We start from the raw sequence: 20390 nt of genomic DNA, 5'->3' as shown, positions 1-20390 counted from the left end.
GTCTCTCCCCTGTGCTGTGCTGGTCGGAAGGGGAATGTGAAAAAGTTTGACCATGCGTGCCCGGACAATATCACGGGCAAGGTATTCTGATGCAACTCCACGGTAAGATGCTCTCCGCAAAGCCATTGCGGACGATTTTTGTGTTCATGGTTCCCATTTTGGCGGGTAATGTCATCCAGCAGGTCTACAACCTGATGGACACTGTCATCATAGGTCAGTTTCTCGGTGCCGAGATGCTTGCCGCGGTCGGTACTACGGGCCCCATTGCTTTTCTTGTCATTGGTTTCGCCGAGGGTGTAGCGGTGGGGTTCTCCCTCAAGCTTGCCCAGTTCTTCGGTAGTCAGGATGTCAAGGCAATGAAGCGTTCCCTTGCCACCAGCCTGTTGCTGTCAGCTGGCATTTCCCTTGTCCTGACTGTCATCTGCCTGGCCACTGGCAGGCATCTGCTCAGGGCTATGAATGTTCCCGCGGATATCTTTGAAGCATCATTCCGCTATATTTCCGTCCTCTACATTGGTATCATAGCCTCTATCTTCAGCACATTGTATGTCGGTCTGCTCCGTTCAATGAGCGACAGCCGGACGCCGCTGTTCATCATGATTTGTGCTTCTGTGGCGAATGTCGTGATGGATATAGTGTTCATTGGCATTTTTCGCATGGATGTATCGGTGACAGCATGGACAAATGTGGTAGCACAGATCATCACATGGGTTCTGTGCGTCTTCCATCTGCGCAAGCATTATCCTGACTTGAAGCTGTCCATGAGCGACCTGCGCGTTACCATGAAGGATATAGCGTCTCATCTTGGCATGGGACTGCCCATGGCCTTCCAGTACTCTATCACTGCCCTGGGTGTCATCATGGTGCAAAGTTCTCTCAACCAGCTTGGTACGGAAGCAATAGCCGGGTACTCCGCCGCCAGCAAGATAGAAGGTTTTGTCATCCAGCCGATGATTGCCCTGGCAACAGCCGCAAGTACGTTCTGTGCCCAGAACCTGGGAGCAAAACAGTTCCGCAGGATACGCAGCGGTCTGGATGCTTCTTTGGTCATCGGTCTCTGGTGTACGTTGTTCGCGTCCGGCGTCAGCTATTTCCTGGGGGAATATCTGGTGTATGTGTTCATTGGCAATCCTGGCGCGGAGTTGCTCTATCATGCGGTGCATTACCTGAAATTTGTTTCTTATTTCTTTCCGGCGTTGACCGTCTTGTTCATTCTGAGAACCTGTCTTCAGGGGATGGGAGAAAATACAGTCCCGACCTTGGGCGGAGCCGCGGAGCTGGTTGGTCGTGCGCTTATCATTATCTGGCTGTTTCCTTCAATGCGCTATGAGGCCGTCTGTCTGGCAAGTCCCCTTGCATGGATAGCGGCAGCCATTCCCCTGGTCATCAAGTCACTTGTTTTCGTCCATAGGGGAGTAAAGAGGGAGCTTCTGGATATCAAAGAACGTCAGCAGCTCGTGGACGTGAAGCCTGATACAGCGAGCTATTCTGTGTAATAACATCACACAGCCATAATAAAAAATTACCCGTTGCTCCAGACGGAACAACGGGTAATCATTTGTGCTATACAGTCTACGTGATGTTAGTTGAGGACAGCGCCCCAGTTTCCACCATCTCCATCTTCCCAATCGCCAATCTCAATATTGATTTCGGCAACGGCGACTTCATCATTGGCCTTGTTCAGCGTTATGTTGTAGACATGCTGCTTGCCTTCGTCAAAGTGAATCTTGGTCTCATCAACCTCAGCTACGCTTTCAGATGCTTTCCATAGGTATGTAGTATTAGAAGCCGTAACGTCGGTAAATCTCAATCCCACATTTGCAAAAGCGGTCACTTGAGCCGTAGGTATTACCACAACTTCATACCGGCGCTGGTGCGCGTCCAGATCAGCTTGAGTGGTGATGTCCTTCATTTGGATATCCGCGACACTAACGATAGGTGTCAAGGTTCCGTCATTCAGGTCGAGCGTGGCTGTCGTGTTCAGGCCGGTGACATGTACGGTCAGCGCGGAATCAAGATCATTGACTCCCAGTTCAACGCCAGGCTTAGCAATGACGACCAGGCGGGAAAGCTTGTGATTAAGCAGCAAGGCTACCACTGACTGGTTGTTCTCTATATCGTCCGTGCGTCCCCACAGGAAGTCAGCCGTTCCAGTAACCTGTTCCGCGGAAGGTGCCGCGACACTTATAGGCAGGGCTGCGGGGGTAGTGATAGTCGCCACATACGGATAATAGGCGATGAAGTCGAACTTGGGGGTGGTAGTAATGTCATCCCACTTCAAGGTGTTGGCGGCATCAATAGCAGTGAAACCGGACGTCTGAGCCGCTGTGTCAGCCCTGTATTGTTTGTTGTAACGTTCCGGATCAGGGGTTGAGGTTGCGGCGTCGGTATAGGACAGAGTATCATCGGCATCAGCCATGAAGATACCGACTGAATCAGCGGCTTCCCATTCGGAATTAGCCGTAGCCTTGCGAATGCCTGTGGCAAAGCGTACTTCACCGTTGTTGGCCACATTTACCTTGTTACCATCACATGCAACAAATGCGAAAAGCGCCACAAGGACGATCGCAAGAACCGTAATACCTAATTTTTTCTCTCTCATAGTTGTTTTCCTCTTTATCTTTGAGAAGATGATGTAATCCATCGACCATACGTGGTCAACGATTTGAATTAATATACACCTGTTGATAATAATCCGCTATTACCCAAAGGTATGATTTTGCAAAAAAACGTATAATACTTTCGTACTATTTTACGATTTTAAATGGTTTTCATTTACTATAAACACTATTTTGGGCGTATAGCTCGTAAGAACCTGGAAATCATGGGAAAAAAAGGATGCTCACTTGTGTCAGAACCTTGCCACTGTCGTTTTGGGTAAGAGTAATCTGTGGGCATGGGTTATTTCAGGGAATAAGTACGTGATTATTTTCCAAATCACCACGGAAAGATTCACGGAACCGAGGAAAAGACATACACTGAAGGTACGAGGTACACAATGGAAAAGACATGTGAATTCCTGAAAAAAGCGGGTACATATTATCTTGCCACTGCGGACGGCGCCCAGCCGCGGGTACGACCTTTTGGTACTGCCCATATCTTTGAGGGGCGGCTGTATATCCAGACGGGAGCGTCAAAAAAAGTTTCCCAGGAGATGCATGTGAATCCCCGCATTGAAATCTGCGCTTACACGGGCGATGAATGGATGCGGATTGAGGCTGTCGCTGTACGTGACGGGCGTATTGAAGCTCAAGCAAGCATGTTGGACGCGTATCCCATGCTGAAAAGCATGTACGCTGCGGGAGACGGCAATTCAGAAGTCTGGTATCTTTCCGACGCAACAGCCACTATCTACTCATTCACGAAAGGTGCGGCGTATACCGAAAAGTTCTGATTGGCAGTCTCGTTGTGCAACAGTCCCCTGTTGATGTCATTGAGGTTCTGACAGGAGCCGGTCACCTGTGTCATTATTGGAGCTGCCTAAAACGGAAGCTGAAAGCAAAGGGAAGAGAGTTGTACGAAAAAATCGTACAACTGGAAATAAAAGTCTCATCTCTCTTCCCTTGAGCAGCCAGCAGTCTAGTTCTTGAAACTATGCACAGGAGGCGGCACACGTCCTCCACGGGCTATGAATTCTCCGCATGAGAAGCCATTGACCTTCATGACTGGTGCCGTACCCAAAAGCCCGCCAAACTCGGCGACATCACCCACATCCTTTCCAATGACCGGAATTATGCGGACGGCTGTGGTCTTCTGGTTGATCATGCCTATCGCCATTTCATCCGCAATGATGCCGCTGATTGTTGAGTCAGGCGTAGAACCGGGAATGGCAATCATGTCCAATCCCACCGAACAGACGCAGGTCATGGCTTCAAGCTTCTCAAGGGTCAACGCTCCCGCCTGAACCGCTTCAATCATCCCTTGATCCTCGCTTATGGGAATGAAAGCACCGCTCAGCCCGCCGACGGAAGATGATGCCATGATGCCGCCTTTCTTCACGTGGTCGTTGAGCAAGGCAAGCGCCATGGTGGTTCCCGGTGCGCCGACCTTCTCCAACCCCATGCCTTCCAGGATGTCCGCAATACTGTCGCCGACAGTCGGAGTGGGGGCAAGGGACAAATCAACAATACCAAAAGGGACTCCCAGACGCTTGCTGGCTTCTTGGGCAACAAGCTGTCCAAGGCGCGTAATCTTGAAAGATGTCTTCTTGATCGCCTCGCAGAGAGTGCTGAAATCCTCTCCTTTCACTGACCGCACGACCTGGTTTATCACGCCAGGGCCGCTGACCCCGACATTCACCACGCTGTCGGTCTCAGTCACGCCATGGAAAGCTCCTGCCATGAAAGGATTGTCATCCGGAGCATTGCAGAACACCACCAGCTTGGCGCAGCCAATGGAATCATCCTCCCTGGTCAGCTCCGCTGTTTCCTTGACTATGCTTCCCATGAGCTTTACCACGTCCATATTGACGCCAGTCCTGGTGGAACCAAGGTTCACGGAGGCGCAGACATGTTCAGTAGCCGCCAACGCACGGGGAATGGAACGAATCAGCAATTCCTCACTTTTTGTCATGCCTTTTGCGGGCAGGGCGGAGAAACCACCAATGAAGTTGACGCCGACCTTACGGGCGGCGTCATCCAACATCCGCGCAATCATGACATAATCAGCAATTTCCCTACAGGCGGAAGCGCCAATGAGGGAGATGGGGGTGACGGAGATACGTTTGTTCACAATGGGAATGCCATATTCCCGCTCAATATCGCGTCCGACCGTGAGCAGATCCTTGGCGACCATGGTTATCTTGTCGTGAATGTTGAGGCATAGCTCGGCCACGTCGGATGTGATACAGTCAAGAAGGCTGATGCCCAGCGTGATGGTGCGCACATCCAGGTTTGCCTGTTCAATCATCTCATTGGTTTCAAATATTTCGTCGAGGTTAGTCATAGAGTCTCCTGTTTACGTGAAATGTTATTTGGATTTTGGTGCGTAACTGTTCAGATGCGTTGCATCTTGGTGAAAATCTCATCTTTCTGTAACTTGATGACGCAGCCAATGCTCTTGCCCAAGGCTTCAAGGTCATCACAGAGCTGGAGGAAACTTTTTTCCGATTTCTGAGTGTCAGTGACCATGAGCATGGTGAAATATCCATCCACAATAGTCTGGCTGATATCAAGGATATTGACACCATTCTCTGAAAGATAGGTGCATACTTTGGCAATGATGCCCACTTGATCCCTGCCTACCACTGAAATAATTGACTTGTTCATTTTCCCCCGTCCGTGAAGGGGATGATACGGCATTTTGGCTGTGTTAGTGAATGGCGTTTGAGCATTTTCAGGAAATATCAATCATTGATTTCTCCTTGCCTTTCCCAACCCATCACCATAGAGTCGGAGCGTGAAATATCATGGGGCGGGGATTGCCGCATGATAAGTAAAACCCAGTAAATTTTTCTTGTAAAATTTACATAATCCGTCATACTTGCCTTTATGAACAGTAATGGAACACATGATGCAAGTACGGATGCAATCAGTCGTGCGGACAGGAACGGAAACTGGAGCGAGGCTCCGGTAGTCGGCATAAAGGAAATAGCGCAGCTTGCGGGAGTCTCTCCCGCGACGGTATCCAATGCTCTCAACGGGCGTCCCAATGTGGGACAGGCGACCAAAGAGAAGATCCTGACCATCTGCAAGGAACATGACTACCATCCCAATATAGCCGGAAGGCACCTGAAGACAGGCCGGTCAAAGACTATCCTTTTTACTTTCAGTGATTTTGACAGATCCTTTTATCTTGAAGTCATCCATGGCATCCATGATTATGCTGATGCCCATGATTACGACCTGCTCATCTGCACAGGACGGGTCTGCGAAAAATACATGCATCCCACCATGACCAGCGGATGCATTGCCCTGGACGGCAAGCTGTCCAGCGAGCTTCTTGAACGCAAGGCTTCTCCTGACTATCCCATTGTCGTCCTGGACAGGATACTACAGAACCCTTCAATCAAGAGCATTTTGGTCAACAACTATGACCCTATGTACGCTTTGGTTGATTCGCTTGTCAAGAAAGGCTTTACACGGTTTTCATTCCTTGGCGGGATTGAGAACACCGCTGATAACCGGGAAAGGTACCAAGCGTTCCTTGATGCTTTGGAAGCAAACGGGATAGGGTTTAGCAGAGATGGGTACATTGCCGGAAACTGGCATGAGAGCAGCGGCATCCGTGCCGCCCAGATTCTGCTTCTGACGGAAAGCCGTCCTGAAGTCCTTGTCTGTGCCAATGACAACATGGCTATGGGCGCCATACAGACATTCAACGCGAACGGACTGACTGTCGGACGGGATATCTCCGTGACGGGGTTCGACAACAATGCCATAGCCGAATACAACGGCATCACCACAATTGATATCCCTGACTATGAGAGGGGATATCTGGCTGCCCAGGCACTGGTGGGGAACATAGAGGGTGACATCAACAAGGAAATATTCCGGATAACCGCCAAGCTCATTGAAAGACGTTCCGTGGCTCCCGGAAGACTGTAATGGGAAATGTACGTGTGGACAACGGACTGACAGGAGAATGCCGGTAATACCGATAGTGCCGACAGGCAAGCGTAAAGGAACGGAATCAAAGCCGGAGTTCCAATGATTGGTGGCAAAATGAATGGCATGAGTACTTATTTTATGTAAAATATTTAATGTTTATGTAAATTTTAATGAAATAAAGAAGTAAATCATTATAAATCAAATTAATAAAAAATTTTTCTTGACATATACCTTTATGCAGTGCTGTTTTTAATAAAACGATTTACAAAAATCATGGACGCATCATACAAAGGAGAGAAAAAGATGAAAAAGACAGTGACATTATTATTGGTTCTGCTCATGGTCCTCCCGTTGTTCGCGGGCGGAAGAACCGAACAGAAGGCTGAATCCCAGAAAATCATCATTTTCCAGTCAAAAGTGGAAATCACTGATGAACTGGAGAACGCGGCAAAGGATTTTACCGCCGAAACAGGCATCCAGGTGGAAATCTGGGAGACGACAGGTGACGATTACCGTTCACAGCTGCGCCTGAAACTTGCCGGTGATGAAGTGCCTGCGCTGTTCTCTGTCAGCAAAGGTTCCGAGGCTGATATGTTCAAGGCATATCTTGCGGACATCGGTTCCGGAAAGGTACAGCAGTATGTTGCTGATTCCATGGCATTGGAAATTGACGGAAAGAGAGTAGGCGTTCCGTACAGCGTTGAAGGCTTCGGTCTGGTGACCAATGATGCGCTGGTGAAGGAATCTGACCTGGCGACACAGGATGCTTTCTTTGCCGCAATCAAGAACCTGTCCGCGCAAGGAATCAATCCCCTGGGACTGAGCCAGGAATCCTACTTCCTTATCGGACATATCCTCAATACGCCATTTGCCATCATGGACGACCCCGAAGCGTTCCGCGCATCCTATGTGAAGGGCGGTGTCCGTCTGGCTGACCAGAAGGAATTTCAGGCATTCGCCACACTGATGGAGCTGGTGCGCCAGTACAGCCTCAACCCCATGGAAATCAACTACGACCGTTCCAGCGGTGACTTTGCCACCGGCAAGACGGCCATGATTCACCAAGGCAACTGGGTTTCAGGCATGTTCACGGACTATGCGCCGAAATTCTCCATGAGCCTGTGCGCCCTTCCTCTCTTGGGCAACCAGAAGATTGCCGTTTCCGTTCCGTATTACTGGGTCGTTAACTCCCAGGTCTCCGCTTCACAGCAAGCTGCCGCCATGCGTTTCCTTGACTGGCTCTATACATCTGAAAAGGGGATGGATTACATTGTGAGCAAGTTTGGGTTCGTTCCCGCGACATCAAATATTTCGACCGCTTCATTGGATCCGCTGTCCGCCGATGTCGCACAGGCCGCCGGGGCGGGAAAGACACTGCCGTGGACCTTCAACGATTGGCCTATGAATATCATAGATACTGATTTTGCGCCGATTACCCAGAGGTTCTTCACGACTCCTTCCATGACTGGCCTGGAGTTCGTCAATCTGCTTGATACTGCCTATCAGTCACGCCTGTAATTCACTTGACGGTGACGGGAGCGGATATGCTGCTTCCGTCACTCCATAAGGAAACATCCCATGGTAACACATAAGAAAAGAGAACGGTTTTGGTTCTTCCTGTTTGTTTTTCCCGCGCTCATTTCTTTCTTCATCGTCGTGATTATTCCGTTTCTCATAGGCATAGGATATTCCTTTGTCTCATGGGACGGACTGTCCATGAATCCGGTGAAGTTCGTGGGAATGGACAATTACGCACGCCTGTTCACTGATGTCCGTTTCGGAGAATCCGCGCAGCATACGGTCATTTTTACGTTTCTGTCGGTCATACTGATTAACGTGTTGGGGCTGGTGCTTGCCCTGTTGGTGACATCACGCCTGAAAGTGACTACCATTGCCCGCACCATGTTCTTCATGCCTAACCTGATTGGTGGTCTGATTCTTGGATATATCTGGAAATTCATATTGTCCGATGCGTTCAAGGCCATTGGTACGCAGTCGGGTCTTACAGGAGTATTCTTCAACTGGCTGTTGCATCCTACGGCGGCGCTGATGGCTCTTGTCGTGGTCATTACGTGGCAGATGGCAGGGTACGTGATGATTATTTATATCACAGGCATCCAGTCCGTCCCGGAAGAAGTCATGGAAGCGGCGACGATAGATGGGGCAGGCCCCTGGCGGAAATTCTTTACCATAGAACTTCCCCTGATCATGCCTTCTGTGACCATCTGTACATTCTATTCGTTGTCCAACTGTTTCAAGATTTACGATATCAACCTGTCGCTTACCGGAGGCGGACCGGGTACCTCTACCGAGATGTTCGCCATGAATATCTTCAATGAAATCTTCTCCTACAATAATTATGGCTATGGTCAGGCAAAGGCCATACTTTTCTTCCTTCTGATTGCCGTGGTGGCCATCACCCAGGTATCTCTCACCAAGAGACGGGAGGTGCAGCTATGACCGCTATGACCACACGCAAGACAGTGAGACGGGTAATCTTGTCAACTCTCCTGCTCCTGCTTGGGCTTGCTTTTCTGTTCCCGCTGTACATCATGCTCATCAATTCGTTGAAGAACCGTGCCGAGCTTTACATGAGTCCTGTGGCTTTGCCTATGGGAATGCTGTGGGGTAATTACGCTGAAGCCGCCCGTAAGATGGACTTCATGCGGGCACTTGGCAATTCCTTGTTCATCACTATTGTTTCGGTGGTGTTTATCGTCATTTTCTCATCAATGTGCGCATGGATGATTGCGCGGAAGAATGACAAACTGAGCAAGCTGGTCTATTTCATCTTTGTCGCGACAATGCTCATTCCCTTCCAGACTCTGATGATGCCGCTGGTTCAGATGATGAAATGGTCCCGCCAGACGCTGGGCGTGCCGGTACTCAATACCTACGGAGGCATCATCTTCATGTATATCGGCTTTGGCATGTCCCTGGCGGTGTTCCTGTTCCATGGTTTTGTAAAGGGTATTCCCCTGTCCCTGGAGGAAGCCGCGACTCTGGACGGATGCAGTCGGGGCGGGGTCTTCTGGCGCATCGTTTTTCCCATGCTCAAACCGACGATTGTCACGGTCATCATCCTTGACATCATCTGGATATGGAATGACTACCTGTTGCCCTCGCTTGTCCTGAACAACAAGGCTTTGCGCACCATTCCCCTGTCCACCAGCTCGTTCTTCGGAGTGTTCACCATCCAGTGGAACCAGGCTATGGCCGGTCTGACCATGGCTATCATCCCTGTCATCATCTTCTATTTCTGCGCTCAGAAATACATCATCAAGGGCGTTGCGGCGGGAGCGGTAAAATAATGAATCGATATATGTATGTTCGGCAAGAACAGAGCCTTGATAATGATGTCCTGTCGCTTGAGGAGACGCTTTTCCATAGTGCCAACGGGTACATAGGGGTCAGGGGAGCTTTTGAAGAAGGCTATCCCCATGGTTTTACCACGGTTCGTGGTTCCTATGTGAACGGAGTGTACGACATTGTGCCTATGCCCCAGGCAGAACCTTTGCATGGGCTTGTCACCAAAAAACAGACGTTGGTGAACGTGGCGGATGTCCAGGATCTCAGGCTGTATGTGGACGGCGAGCTTTGTACCGCTCCCGGAAAAAGGACACTGGACATGCGGCAGGGAACCGTCACCCGGAGCTTTGTATGGAAAAGCACGCGGGGCAGGACAGTGCGGGTCACTATCATCCGCATGGCATCTTTCGTGAGGCTCCCGCTTTTTCTGCTGACATATACCATAGAGACAGACGGGGAATGTAAACTGGATTTCGTTGCCGCCCATCATGCGGATGTTCTTAACTTTTCTGATTCCTCTGACCCGCGCGTAGCATCTCATTCCCGGCGGCATATCATCATTGACGACATGAGCGCGGACAGCGGAGAAGGTTTCTGTCGGTCTGTCATTTCAACGCATACGCGGGAGAGCGGGATAGGCATAGTCACCGGCGTCCATGATGTATGCGGCGCGGATCCTGCTGATGTCACGGTAAGCACGGGAGCGGGCTTCGTAAGCCGCACGTTCTCTCTGAAAGCCACGGCCGGGACTCCCGTGATTTTTTCCCGCTATGCTGTTTTTGCTGACAGCAGACGGTACAATAGCAAACGGTACGACAGTCTCCAGCAGGAATGCATTGCTATCATGGAGGATGCGGTACGGACGGAAAAGGTCTTGTATGCCGAACAGTCGGCGTATCTTGACGACTTCTGGAAGGATCTAGATTTTGGTGTTGATGGTGACAACCGGCTTTCCGCCGCGCTGACGTTCAACATCTACCAACTGCTCCAGTCAGTCGGCAAGGACGAATTTTCCCATCTGTCGGCCAAGGGTTTGTCAGGAGAGGGCTATGAAGGGCATTACTTCTGGGATACGGAGATGTATGTCCAGCCTTTGTTCACGCTGACCCGCCCGGAAATATCCCGGCAGCTGCTGGCATACCGTTATGCCATTCTCCCGCAGGCCAGGGAAAATGCCCGGCATCTGGGACATCAGCATGGCGCTCTCTATCCATGGCGTACTATTTCCGGTGAGGAGTGTTCGGGTTTCTTTCCGGCGGGAACGGCGCAATACCATATAGACGGAGCGGTGGCGTATGCTGTGGTGATGTATTGGCAGGTGACGGGTGACAAGGATTTCATGGAAGACATGGGTCTTGAGATGTTGTTGGAGATTGCCCGCCTCTGGGCTGACCTGGGTACGTATTGCGGAGGGAAGTTCCATCTGCATTGTGTCACCGGCCCGGACGAGTATACCTGCATTGTCAACAACAACTACTACACCAATATTTCGGCTCAGTACGACTTACGGTGGGCGGTGCGTCTGTTCCGTGACTTTGATGCAATGGGTCGGGCACAGAAGGCAAAAAAGGCAACGGGCATCACGGCGCAAGAACTTCTGGACTTCTCCAGGGCGGCCGATGCCATGTATCTGCCCTATGATGCCGAGCGTGACATCACTCCCCAGGATGACAGCTTTCTCTCAAAGAAGGTCTGGGATCTGGGCGGTACTCCCCAAAAGGACTTTCCCCTTCTGATGCATTACCATCCGCTTGTCCTGTACCGCTATCAAGTCTGCAAGCAGGCTGATACGATATTGGCGCATGTTCTGTATGAAAAGGACGCGGACTATTCCACACGGCTCAATTCCTTCCGGTATTACGAGAAGCTGACTACCCATGATTCGTCTTTGTCCACCTGTATTTTCAGCATAGCCGCTTCTCGGCTGGGGTTGGTGGATGAGGCGTATGAGTATTTTGGCGATTCAGTGGAAATTGACATCAATAATACTCATGGCAATACGAAGGATGGCATCCATACCGCCAACATGGGGGGAAGTTGCATGGCAATCCTGTTCGGTTTCGCGGGTTTTTACATCACGGAGAAAGGGTTTTGTCTCTCTCCCTCCATTCCCCGCCAGTGGGAGGGGTATCATTTTCGCTTGCGCCTGAATGATTGCGCGGTAATGGTCAGGGTAAACCATGAAACAGTGACCTTGTACCTGCTTGAAGGTGAGGAAGAACAGCTTTATCTTTACGGAGAGCCTGTCAGGGTCACTCAGGAAAAGAAGGTGTTTGCGTTGCGCACGTCGTCCGAACGTACATTGGCCGAAGGTGCATTGTCCGGGGGGACATCATCCAAACGCACATCGCCCGAAAGACTCAAGGAGAGCGTGTGATGTACACTGCGTGTATTTTTGACCTTGACGGAGTGATTTGCCATACTGATGAATTTCATTTTCTCGCATGGAAAAGACTGTGCGATACTCTGGGATTGCGATTCGACAGGTCGGTCAACAATCTCCTGCGCGGCGTCAGCCGACGGGAAAGTCTGGAGATTATCCTGCGGCATAACAATACGTCACTGGATGAAAAAGACATCCATGGGGCAATGGAAAAGAAGAACGAATGGTACAGGGAATATCTGGAACGCATGGTTCCTTCTGATCTTGAGGATGATGTGCTGCCGCTCCTTTCCGACCTGAAAGGCAGGGGGATGAAACTTGCCATTGGGTCGTCCAGCCGCAATGCCCGTCTGATTCTTGGACGTCTGGGGATAATGGATGTGTTTGATGCAGTAGCTGACGGGACTATGATCAGCCATAGCAAACCCCATCCGCAAGTGTTCCTTGTCGCGGCGTCCTTGCTGGATGCGGAACCATCCCGTTGTGTGGTCGTAGAGGATGCCCATGCCGGCATTCAGGCCGCGCAAAGCGCGGGAATGGCGTGCATAGCCTACCGTCTCCCCAATGATGACCTGGGGAAAGGGGTGCTGCATGCCTCGAACTTCACCGAGATAGGAAAGCTCCTGAAATAACTTCATGAGGCTTACATAAGATTATGGGGAGCGCAAACAACACCACGCAAAACCAATACTCCGGCAATGAAAATCCGTGGGAAAATATCAGCGGAGCTGCTTGTCATTTTTTATAATATCCGTATTCTAGGGAAGTATACAAAAGGAGCTATTCTTCATGACCCATCTTAAATGGCTGTGGAAGCATATGGGTAAGAAACGCCCTTATCTTGTCGCTGCGCTTTTCCTGTCAGTTGTGACTTCTGCTCTGCTCATCGTCAACCCGATGCTTGCCCAGCAGCTCATTGACAGGGTGGTCATTCCACAAGATACGACGCTTCTTCTTCCTTTGCTCGGCATGATGTTGGTCGTCCAGGGCGTGCGGCTGGGACTCAGATATCTGATGGTCATGCTCCTTGAGACCAACAGCCAGGAATGCATGGAAGGCATGCGTGCCCGCATGTATGACATCATCCAGAACCAAAGCCACCGTTTCCTCATGAAAATGCGTACTGGCGACCTCATGACCCGCATGACGAGCGACCTTGACCTTATCAGACATTCCGTGGCATGGACTTCTTACAATGTCGTTGATGCCCTCAGCACGTTCATTGCCGCGTTTTCTTTCCTTATGACAGTCAACTGGCGTCTGACTTTATGCATGGTGACTGTTGCGCCTTTCATATTCTTCCTTTCCAGCAGATTCATCCGGCGTATCCGTCCCATGCATGCCATTGTCCGTCAGAAGCTTACCGAGCTTAGCACGGTAGTTCAGGAAAACATAGAAGGGAACCGTGTAGTGAAAGCCTTTGCACGGGAAAATTTTGAGAATGACAAATTCAATGCCGCGAACAGACGCTTCCAGAAAATGAACGTCGATGTCGCGTTTACAGGAGCCAAGTTCCAGCCCATCCTTGACGCCTTGGGGCAGATGCTGTGGATCATCACCATCCTTGTAGGCGGAACCTTCATGATTCAAGGCAGGATGACTTCGGGCGCAATGATAGCCTTCACGTCGCTTGTCTGGGCAATATCCAATCCGCTGAGAAACCTGGGGGTACTGATAAATGATTTCCAGCGTTTCGTTACCTGTAGCGACCGCATCATTGAAGTATATGACGCGCCCTTTGAAGTCGAGGAAAGGATTGGCGCGGTTACCGTTCCCTGCGGCGATATCCGCGGAGATGTTTCTTTCCGTGGCGTTTCCCTGGAGCTGGATGACAGGATTATCCTGGATGATGTGACATTCTCCATAGGAGCGGGGAAGACTGTCGGCATTCTGGGAAGTACCGGAGCGGGAAAGACCCTCCTTGTCAGTATGCTGGTACGGCTCATTGACCCTGCCTCCGGCAATGTCATGATTGATGGCAGGGATGTCCGGGACTATACGCTCAGTTCCCTGAGGAGGGGAATCGGGTATGCCATGCAGGATGTATTCCTTTTCTCGGATACGGTGACCAGGAACATTTGTTATGGTTCGGGTAATCTGGACAATGAAAAAGTCCGTTCCATTGCCCAGGCAGCTGACGCGAACGACTTTGTCTGTGCCATGGCGGACGGTTATGGAACCATCATCGGGGAGAGGGGGATGGGGCTGAGCGGAGGACAGAAACAAAGAATATCCCTGGCTCGCGCCTTGGCAAAGAAGCCTTCCATCCTCATCCTGGATGATATCACCTCCGCCGTAGACCTGGAAACAGAATCATATATCCACAGGAGTCTGGAGGGCTTGGATTGGACATGTACCAAAATCATTGTTGCGCAGCGGGTATCTTTCATAGAGGAAGCGGATTTAATCATTGTCCTTGACCATGGACGAATAGTCGAGACAGGAACCCATGACTCTCTCCTTGCATGCGGCGGATATTACAAGAAGATACGAGATTTGCAGCTTTCCCAGGCTGTTGGAGAAATATGAGATGGCACGCAACAAATATGATATCGACGAGAGGCTCGATGTCCCTTTCAGTTGGAAGAATCTGAGCAGTGTCATGACGTATATCGGTCGTGTAAAAGGTCGCATGTCCGTGGCTCTGCTGCTTAGTGCTGTCGGCAGCGTGGTGGGGCTTACAGGCCCCCTGATACTCCAGAAGGTGATGGATGAGGTCATTCCTTCCCGGAATATGGAAGCCTTGGTCAGGATGACCATTCTTTTTGCCCTCACCATAGTGGTCAATGTCGGCTTCAACGCAATCCGTACTATCATTGTGACCCAGGCAGGACAGCAAATCATCCACGATATCCGCCAGGATGTCTTTGCGCATCTCCAGAAGCTTCCTTTTTCTTATTATGACAACAGGCCGCACGGTAAAATCCTGGTGCGGGTAATCAGCTATGTAAATTCCATCAGCGATATTCTCTCCAACGGAGTGCTGAATTTCATCATTGAGCTTATCAATATTGTGTTCATTGCCATTTTCATGTTCCGTGTCAGCATGCCCCTGGCGTCCATTACGGTCGCAGGTCTGGTATTCGTCGCCGCCTTCATCTTCTATATCAAGCCCCGGCAGCGGCGGGCATGGCAGAGGGTGTCCGACAAGAATTCCAATCTCAATGCGTATGTGCAGGAATCCATCCAAGGTTCACGGGTCACTCAAATCTTCGACCGTCAGAAAAAGAACGTGGGGATTCTCCGGCGTCTTTCCCGCATGCGGCGCATTGCGTGGATGAAGGCGATTGTAGTCTCGAACAGCGTATGGGTATTCACCGAGTCAATGAGCCAGATTGTGTTTACCCTGGTATATATTGCCGGTGTATACCTGATTAGCCCCATGGCGACCTTCGGCGTACTCCTTGCCATGGCTACCTACGCCAACCGTTTTTGGCAGCCTCTGATTAACCTTGCGAACATCTACAATAATTTTATCAACTCCGTGGCCTATCTTGAGAGGATATTCGAGACGATCAACGAGCCGGTTCTGATTGAGGACGCTCCTCATGCCCGACCTCTGCCGCCGGTAAAGGGCAAGGTTGATTTCACGCATGTTTCATTTTCCTATGATGCCTCCAGACCCATCCTGACCGATGTTTCCTTCTCTGTCTCTCCAGGGGAAAGCATAGCGGTCGTAGGCCCTACGGGAGCGGGGAAGACAACTATCCTCAGTCTTATCAGCAGGTTCTACAATGTCCAGGAGGGGAGCATTTGCATAGATGGTCATGACCTGATGGATGTCACTTTGGAGTCACTGCGCAGCCAAATGGGAATCATGCTCCAAGATAGTTTCCTGTTCTCCGGAACAATAGCGGACAACATTCGCTATGGACGGCTTGATGCTTCTGACGCGGAAGTTGAAAGAGTCGCCACCATGTTGCAGGCTGATGCATTCATCAGGAATCTTCCGGACGGATACCATACTGTGGTCAAGGAGGGCGGGAGGGGACTCTCCCAGGGAGAGCGGCAGCTCATTGCTTTCGCCCGCACTTTGCTTGCTGATCCCCGGATACTGGTACTTGATGAGGCTACGAGCAGCATTGATTCCAGAACCGAGGAGCTTCTTCAGCGGGGCATATCAATTCTTCTTGAAGGCAGGACATCATTCATTGTCGCGCACAGGCTTTCAACAGTCCGTTCCTGTACCCGCATCATGTATGTCCATGGAGGGAAAATCCTGGAAACGGGTTCCCACGATGAGCTGATGGCACTGCGCGGGCATTACTGGCGGCTCCACACAGTCCAGATGAAGGAATTGGCGGCTCATGGGAAAATTTAGGACAAATTAGGACAAATATGTATCATGACACATTTTTCATGAAAATGATGTGATAAAAATATGCTAAAAAATGACCAATTTGTTAAGGTGATACCGATATTTGTATGCTAATTTTATGACAGACAAGGTTTCCAATGTTCCCGTTAGGAGTCTGTCATGTCTGAATTTAAGTCAAGAGCTGAAGCCTCCGACAAGAATACGGGAGTTTTTCTCAGGGGATTCCTAAAGCCCGTCAACGACCATAAGTGGTTGTACATATTTGTCATTCCCGGCTTTCTCTGGATGGTTGTCTTCTGTTTCGTCCCCATGTTCGCGTTGGTGATGGCGTTCCAGAATTTCAGCCCTTACAACGGGACGACAATGATTGGAGCCTTCGTTGAAAGTCCATTTGTAGGTTTTTCCATCTTCAAGACGCTGTTCACTGGTCCCGATTTCCTGAGAATATTGAAGAACACCCTGACTATTTCCATTTTCAGTCTGATTTTTTATTTTCCTGCTCCCATCATCCTTGCCCTTCTGCTTAATGAAATCAGATCGTATCCCTTCAAGCGCATCACGCAAACCATAGTCTATATTCCTCACTTCATTTCCTGGGTCATAGTCGCCACTCTCACCGCCCAGATGTTCAACACGTCGGATGGCATCATCCTTCACCTTCTCAAGGAAGTCATGGGTCGCCGCGCTCCGGATATCATGAGCAATCCCAAGCTTTTCGTGCCTATGATCATTGGGCAGAGCATGTGGAAGGAGACAGGATACGGAACCATCATTTATCTGGCTGCGCTTGCCAGCGTGGATGTGCAACTGTATGAGGCCGCCGTGGTGGATGGAGCCAACCGTTTCCAGAAGTTGTGGCATATCACGCTTCCCGGTATCAGGGGAACAATCATCATTATGTTCATCCTGAAGCTTGGCCAGGTCATGAATACAGGGTACGAGCAGATTTTCCTGATGCAGAACTCCATGAACAGGAGCGTTTCAGATGTCTTTGACACGTATATCTATACGCGGAGCGTCGTGAACGGGAACTATTCCCTGGGAACTGCTGCGGGGCTTTTCAAGTCCTTTGTCGGCATGTTCATGGTCATAGCTTCCAACCGGTTTGCCAAACGCTTCGGTGAATCGGGGCTGTATTGAGGGGAGGAAAGATACCATGCCGGGTACCAGGTCACGTACCATAAAGCGAAGTCCCTTTGATCAAGTCCAGCAGGTATTCATCTATATTATCGTCGCGGCGTTCGCGCTCATGACACTCCTGCCTTTCATCTACGTCATAGCAGGTTCATTCGCGACGGAACGGGAACTGACTGAAAGATCCTTCTTCCTGATTCCACGCCAGTTTTCCCTCAATGCCTATGAGTATATCCTGAATGCAGGTGATGTCTTACGCGGGCTGAAGAATTCGTTCATCGTCGCGCTTGTCGGTACATGCATCAACATGTTTCTGTCCACAACACTTGCCTATCCATTGTCACGGACATACTTCAAGGGACGCAACTTCCTGATGATGATGGTTCTCATCTGCCTGCTGTTTCCTGCCGGGATGGTTCCGATGTACATGTTGGTCGCGAATGGGTTGAAGTTGAAAAATTCATTCTGGGCGTTGTGGCTGCCTGGCGGCATCAACATGTTCAACATGATTATCATTAAGAATTACTTCCAGGGGATTCCCCAGGAGCTGGAAGAAGCGGCACGTATTGATGGTGCCAATGACCTGAATATCTTCGTGCGTATTTTCCTGCCTTTGTCCAAGCCAGCCCTCGCGTCCGTGTCGCTTTTCTATGCGGTATCGCATTGGAACGCATATTTCAATGCCATGATGTATATTTCCGACATGAGTAAGGAAGTCGTGCAGATTGCCTTGCGCCGCATCATCTTCCTTACGTCCATGGTGACAATGGATAGCGGATTTGACTGGGGCGCATTCGGATTGCCACCGGAGAAGGCTGTCAAGATGGCTACGACCGTGGTGGCCACCATTCCCATGCTCATGCTCTATCCGTTCATCCAGAAATATTTCACGCAAGGAGTCATGATAGGTTCCGTAAAAGGATGAAATGAATCCATGTCTTTTTGAAAAACGCAGTTTGATCTGCCATCATATCAAGGAGGATACAAATGGAGAAAAAACAGAGGACATGTATGTTGCTAGCTATGCTTTTGTTGGTTCCCGCCCTGGTTTTTGCACAGGGAGGGAAGGACCAGGCAAAAGGTTCTGCCGTCACGGGTGGAGACGGAAAACCAACCATCACGTTCATGGTCACAGCGTTCTACGGCACGGAGCTTAAGAACGAGTATTCGGATGAAGTCATCCGCAGGTATGAGGAGCATACGGGCATCCATGTTGACTGGAGATGGGAAAATAACGATGTCTACAAGGAAAAGCTCGGACTGGTTCTGATGGACAGGAACAACATGCCCATGATTATAACCGGTTCCGGAGAAATGAGCGCAAACGTCGTGGATGCCGCGAAGAAAGGCGCTTTCTGGGACTTGACTCCTTATCTTGCTGATGCTGCAAGGTTCCCCAATCTTTCCCAGTACAGCCGTGATGTCATCAAGTCATTTACTGTTGACGGGAAAATCATAGCTGTCTACCGTGGTCGGCAGATTGGCCGTCTCGGCTTCTCTTACCGCACTGACTGGGCTGAAAAGGTAGGTATCACGAAGGCTCCTGAAACGATTGAGGACGTGTATGACATGATGTACAAGTTTACATACAACGATCCTGACGGGAATGGAAAGAATGATACATACGGCCTTGAGCTGGTGAAGTATGTCGGGCCGCTCGATATCATCCAGACATGGTTCGGAGTCGGAAATGAATGGGTCGAAAAAGACGGAAAGCTCATTCCCGTTCACCAGACACCAGAATTCATGACTGCTCTGAGATGGATGCGCAAGATGTACGCGGACGGGCTTGTACGCCCTGACTGGCCATCAGTTGATTCCGGTACGTTCGGTGATGCTCTCAGGAAAGGACAGGCTGGTATTTTCATAGACGTGATGGATTCCGGAAAAAGGATATGGAACTACTACAAGCAGAACGATATCCGCTCGGTCGTCAATCCCGATCAGGTTGCTACCATGACTTTGCTTGGGCCTATCGAGGGTGTCACTTTGGCTACCTCCGGGCATAACGGGTATTATCTGATTACCAAAGACGGAGCAAAGACTGAGCAGGATGTAATCAACTGTCTGACGTACCTTGACAGGATTAATGATCCAGAGATGCTGGTGCTTGCGGACTATGGTCTTGAAGGTGTCACATACGAATTGAATGCTGACGGTGACATAGTGATGTACAACAAGCTTACCGTTGCCCAGACTCCCCAGGTCGGACTGAACCAGTCAATCACGTATTTCCCGTACCTGGAATCTCCCAAGCCACACTTGGTGAAGACGGACAGCGACCTTGCGGCTGACGCGGCGTTCGCGCGCAACAAGGCTGTCGCGGTGTTCAATCCTGCGCTTGGGTATCTTGCCAATTCTTCGGTCAACGCGGAAGTCGGTACTGACATTGAACAGATCATTGATGATGCCCGCACGCAGTATGTCTGCGGTTTGATTGATGATGCTGGCTTTGCGGCAGCGGCCAAGGCATGGGCTGACCGTGGAGGAACCCGGTTGATTGCTGAGATTAACCAATTGCATCAGGCAGCCAAGAAATAGACGGCTGTCAAAGGCTGTCACAGGAACATGTGCAGGGGAAGGCGTGCTGGTTCAGTACGCCTTCTTCACATGATAGTGATATGATGGGCTGCATGATATGATGTTCAACAGAAGAAGACCAAAGAAGAAGGAAGAAGGCTGGGAAATGAGGCGACTA

The 20390-nt window shown here is 50.2% G+C and carries 16 protein-coding genes; 13 read left to right on the top strand and 3 right to left on the bottom strand.

Features of this window, described 5'->3' with window-relative positions; translation table 11 throughout:
• Positions 1–89: 89 nt before the first annotated feature.
• Positions 90–1496 (top strand): MATE family efflux transporter, encoded by a 1407-nt coding sequence (locus SPICO_RS07895; protein WP_013740144.1) that lies wholly within the window; start codon positions 90–92, stop codon positions 1494–1496.
• An 86-nt stretch (positions 1497–1582) separates the two neighbouring features.
• Here SPICO_RS07895 and SPICO_RS07890 read toward each other — a convergent pair whose 3' ends face one another.
• The gene (locus SPICO_RS07890; RefSeq protein ID WP_013740143.1) at positions 1583–2602 is read right to left on the bottom strand and encodes a fimbrillin family protein; all 1020 of its coding nucleotides are present in this window, start codon (positions 2600–2602) and stop codon (positions 1583–1585) included.
• 396 nt (positions 2603–2998) lie between these two features.
• Between SPICO_RS07890 and SPICO_RS07880 the strand changes: the two genes are divergently transcribed.
• Positions 2999–3394, top strand: a complete 396-nt coding sequence (locus SPICO_RS07880) for a pyridoxamine 5'-phosphate oxidase family protein (protein ID WP_013740142.1) — start codon at positions 2999–3001, stop codon at positions 3392–3394.
• A gap of 185 nt (positions 3395–3579) precedes the next feature.
• On the opposite strand, the gene SPICO_RS07875 is transcribed toward SPICO_RS07880, so the two are convergent.
• Positions 3580–4944, bottom strand: a complete 1365-nt coding sequence (locus tag SPICO_RS07875; RefSeq protein ID WP_013740141.1) for a PFL family protein — start codon at positions 4942–4944, stop codon at positions 3580–3582.
• Positions 4945–4994: 50 nt separating this feature from the next.
• Positions 4995–5267, bottom strand: coding sequence for an ACT domain-containing protein (locus SPICO_RS07870; RefSeq protein ID WP_041395930.1), 273 nt, complete (start codon positions 5265–5267; stop codon positions 4995–4997).
• 222 nt (positions 5268–5489) lie between these two features.
• On the opposite strand from SPICO_RS07870, the gene SPICO_RS07865 reads away from it, so the two are divergent.
• The 11 genes from SPICO_RS07865 (at position 5490) to SPICO_RS07815 (ending at position 20233) form a co-directional block, all read left to right on the top strand.
• Positions 5490–6545 carry a LacI family DNA-binding transcriptional regulator gene (locus SPICO_RS07865; protein WP_013740139.1) on the top strand — a complete coding sequence of 352 codons (1056 nt, stop codon included), beginning with the start codon at positions 5490–5492 and terminating at the stop codon, positions 6543–6545.
• 306 nt (positions 6546–6851) lie between these two features.
• Complete coding sequence (locus SPICO_RS07860; protein WP_013740138.1) at positions 6852–8066, top strand: ABC transporter substrate-binding protein; 1215 nt, start codon at positions 6852–6854, stop codon at positions 8064–8066.
• Positions 8067–8126: 60 nt separating this feature from the next.
• The gene (locus tag SPICO_RS07855) at positions 8127–9008 is read left to right on the top strand and encodes a carbohydrate ABC transporter permease (RefSeq protein ID WP_013740137.1); all 882 of its coding nucleotides are present in this window, start codon (positions 8127–8129) and stop codon (positions 9006–9008) included.
• Positions 9005–9859 carry a carbohydrate ABC transporter permease gene (locus tag SPICO_RS07850; protein ID WP_013740136.1) on the top strand — a complete coding sequence of 285 codons (855 nt, stop codon included), beginning with the start codon at positions 9005–9007 and terminating at the stop codon, positions 9857–9859. The genes SPICO_RS07855 and SPICO_RS07850 overlap by 4 nt, the downstream gene beginning before the upstream one ends.
• Complete coding sequence (locus SPICO_RS07845; RefSeq protein ID WP_013740135.1) at positions 9859–12234, top strand: glycoside hydrolase family 65 protein; 2376 nt, start codon at positions 9859–9861, stop codon at positions 12232–12234. The genes SPICO_RS07850 and SPICO_RS07845 overlap by 1 nt, the downstream gene beginning before the upstream one ends.
• Entirely contained in the window at positions 12234–12872 is a 639-nt protein-coding gene (pgmB, locus tag SPICO_RS07840; RefSeq protein ID WP_013740134.1) for a beta-phosphoglucomutase, read from the top strand. Before SPICO_RS07845 ends, pgmB begins: the two co-directional genes overlap by 1 nt.
• Positions 12873–13029: 157 nt before the next feature.
• Positions 13030–14769, top strand: coding sequence for an ABC transporter ATP-binding protein (locus tag SPICO_RS07835; protein ID WP_013740133.1), 1740 nt, complete (start codon positions 13030–13032; stop codon positions 14767–14769).
• 1 nt (position 14770) lies between these two features.
• Positions 14771–16561, top strand: coding sequence for an ABC transporter ATP-binding protein (locus SPICO_RS07830; RefSeq protein ID WP_013740132.1), 1791 nt, complete (start codon positions 14771–14773; stop codon positions 16559–16561).
• A 156-nt stretch (positions 16562–16717) separates the two neighbouring features.
• Positions 16718–17698 carry an ABC transporter permease gene (locus SPICO_RS07825; RefSeq protein WP_013740131.1) on the top strand — a complete coding sequence of 327 codons (981 nt, stop codon included), beginning with the start codon at positions 16718–16720 and terminating at the stop codon, positions 17696–17698.
• A gap of 16 nt (positions 17699–17714) precedes the next feature.
• Positions 17715–18617 carry a carbohydrate ABC transporter permease gene (locus tag SPICO_RS07820; protein ID WP_013740130.1) on the top strand — a complete coding sequence of 301 codons (903 nt, stop codon included), beginning with the start codon at positions 17715–17717 and terminating at the stop codon, positions 18615–18617.
• A 62-nt stretch (positions 18618–18679) separates the two neighbouring features.
• Positions 18680–20233, top strand: coding sequence for a type 2 periplasmic-binding domain-containing protein (locus tag SPICO_RS07815; protein ID WP_013740129.1), 1554 nt, complete (start codon positions 18680–18682; stop codon positions 20231–20233).
• Positions 20234–20390: the final 157 nt, after the last annotated feature.

The organism is Parasphaerochaeta coccoides DSM 17374, from assembly GCF_000208385.1.
GTDB lineage: Bacteria > Spirochaetota > Spirochaetia > Sphaerochaetales > Sphaerochaetaceae > Parasphaerochaeta > Parasphaerochaeta coccoides.
This window is presented reverse-complemented; position numbering and strand designations above follow the sequence as displayed.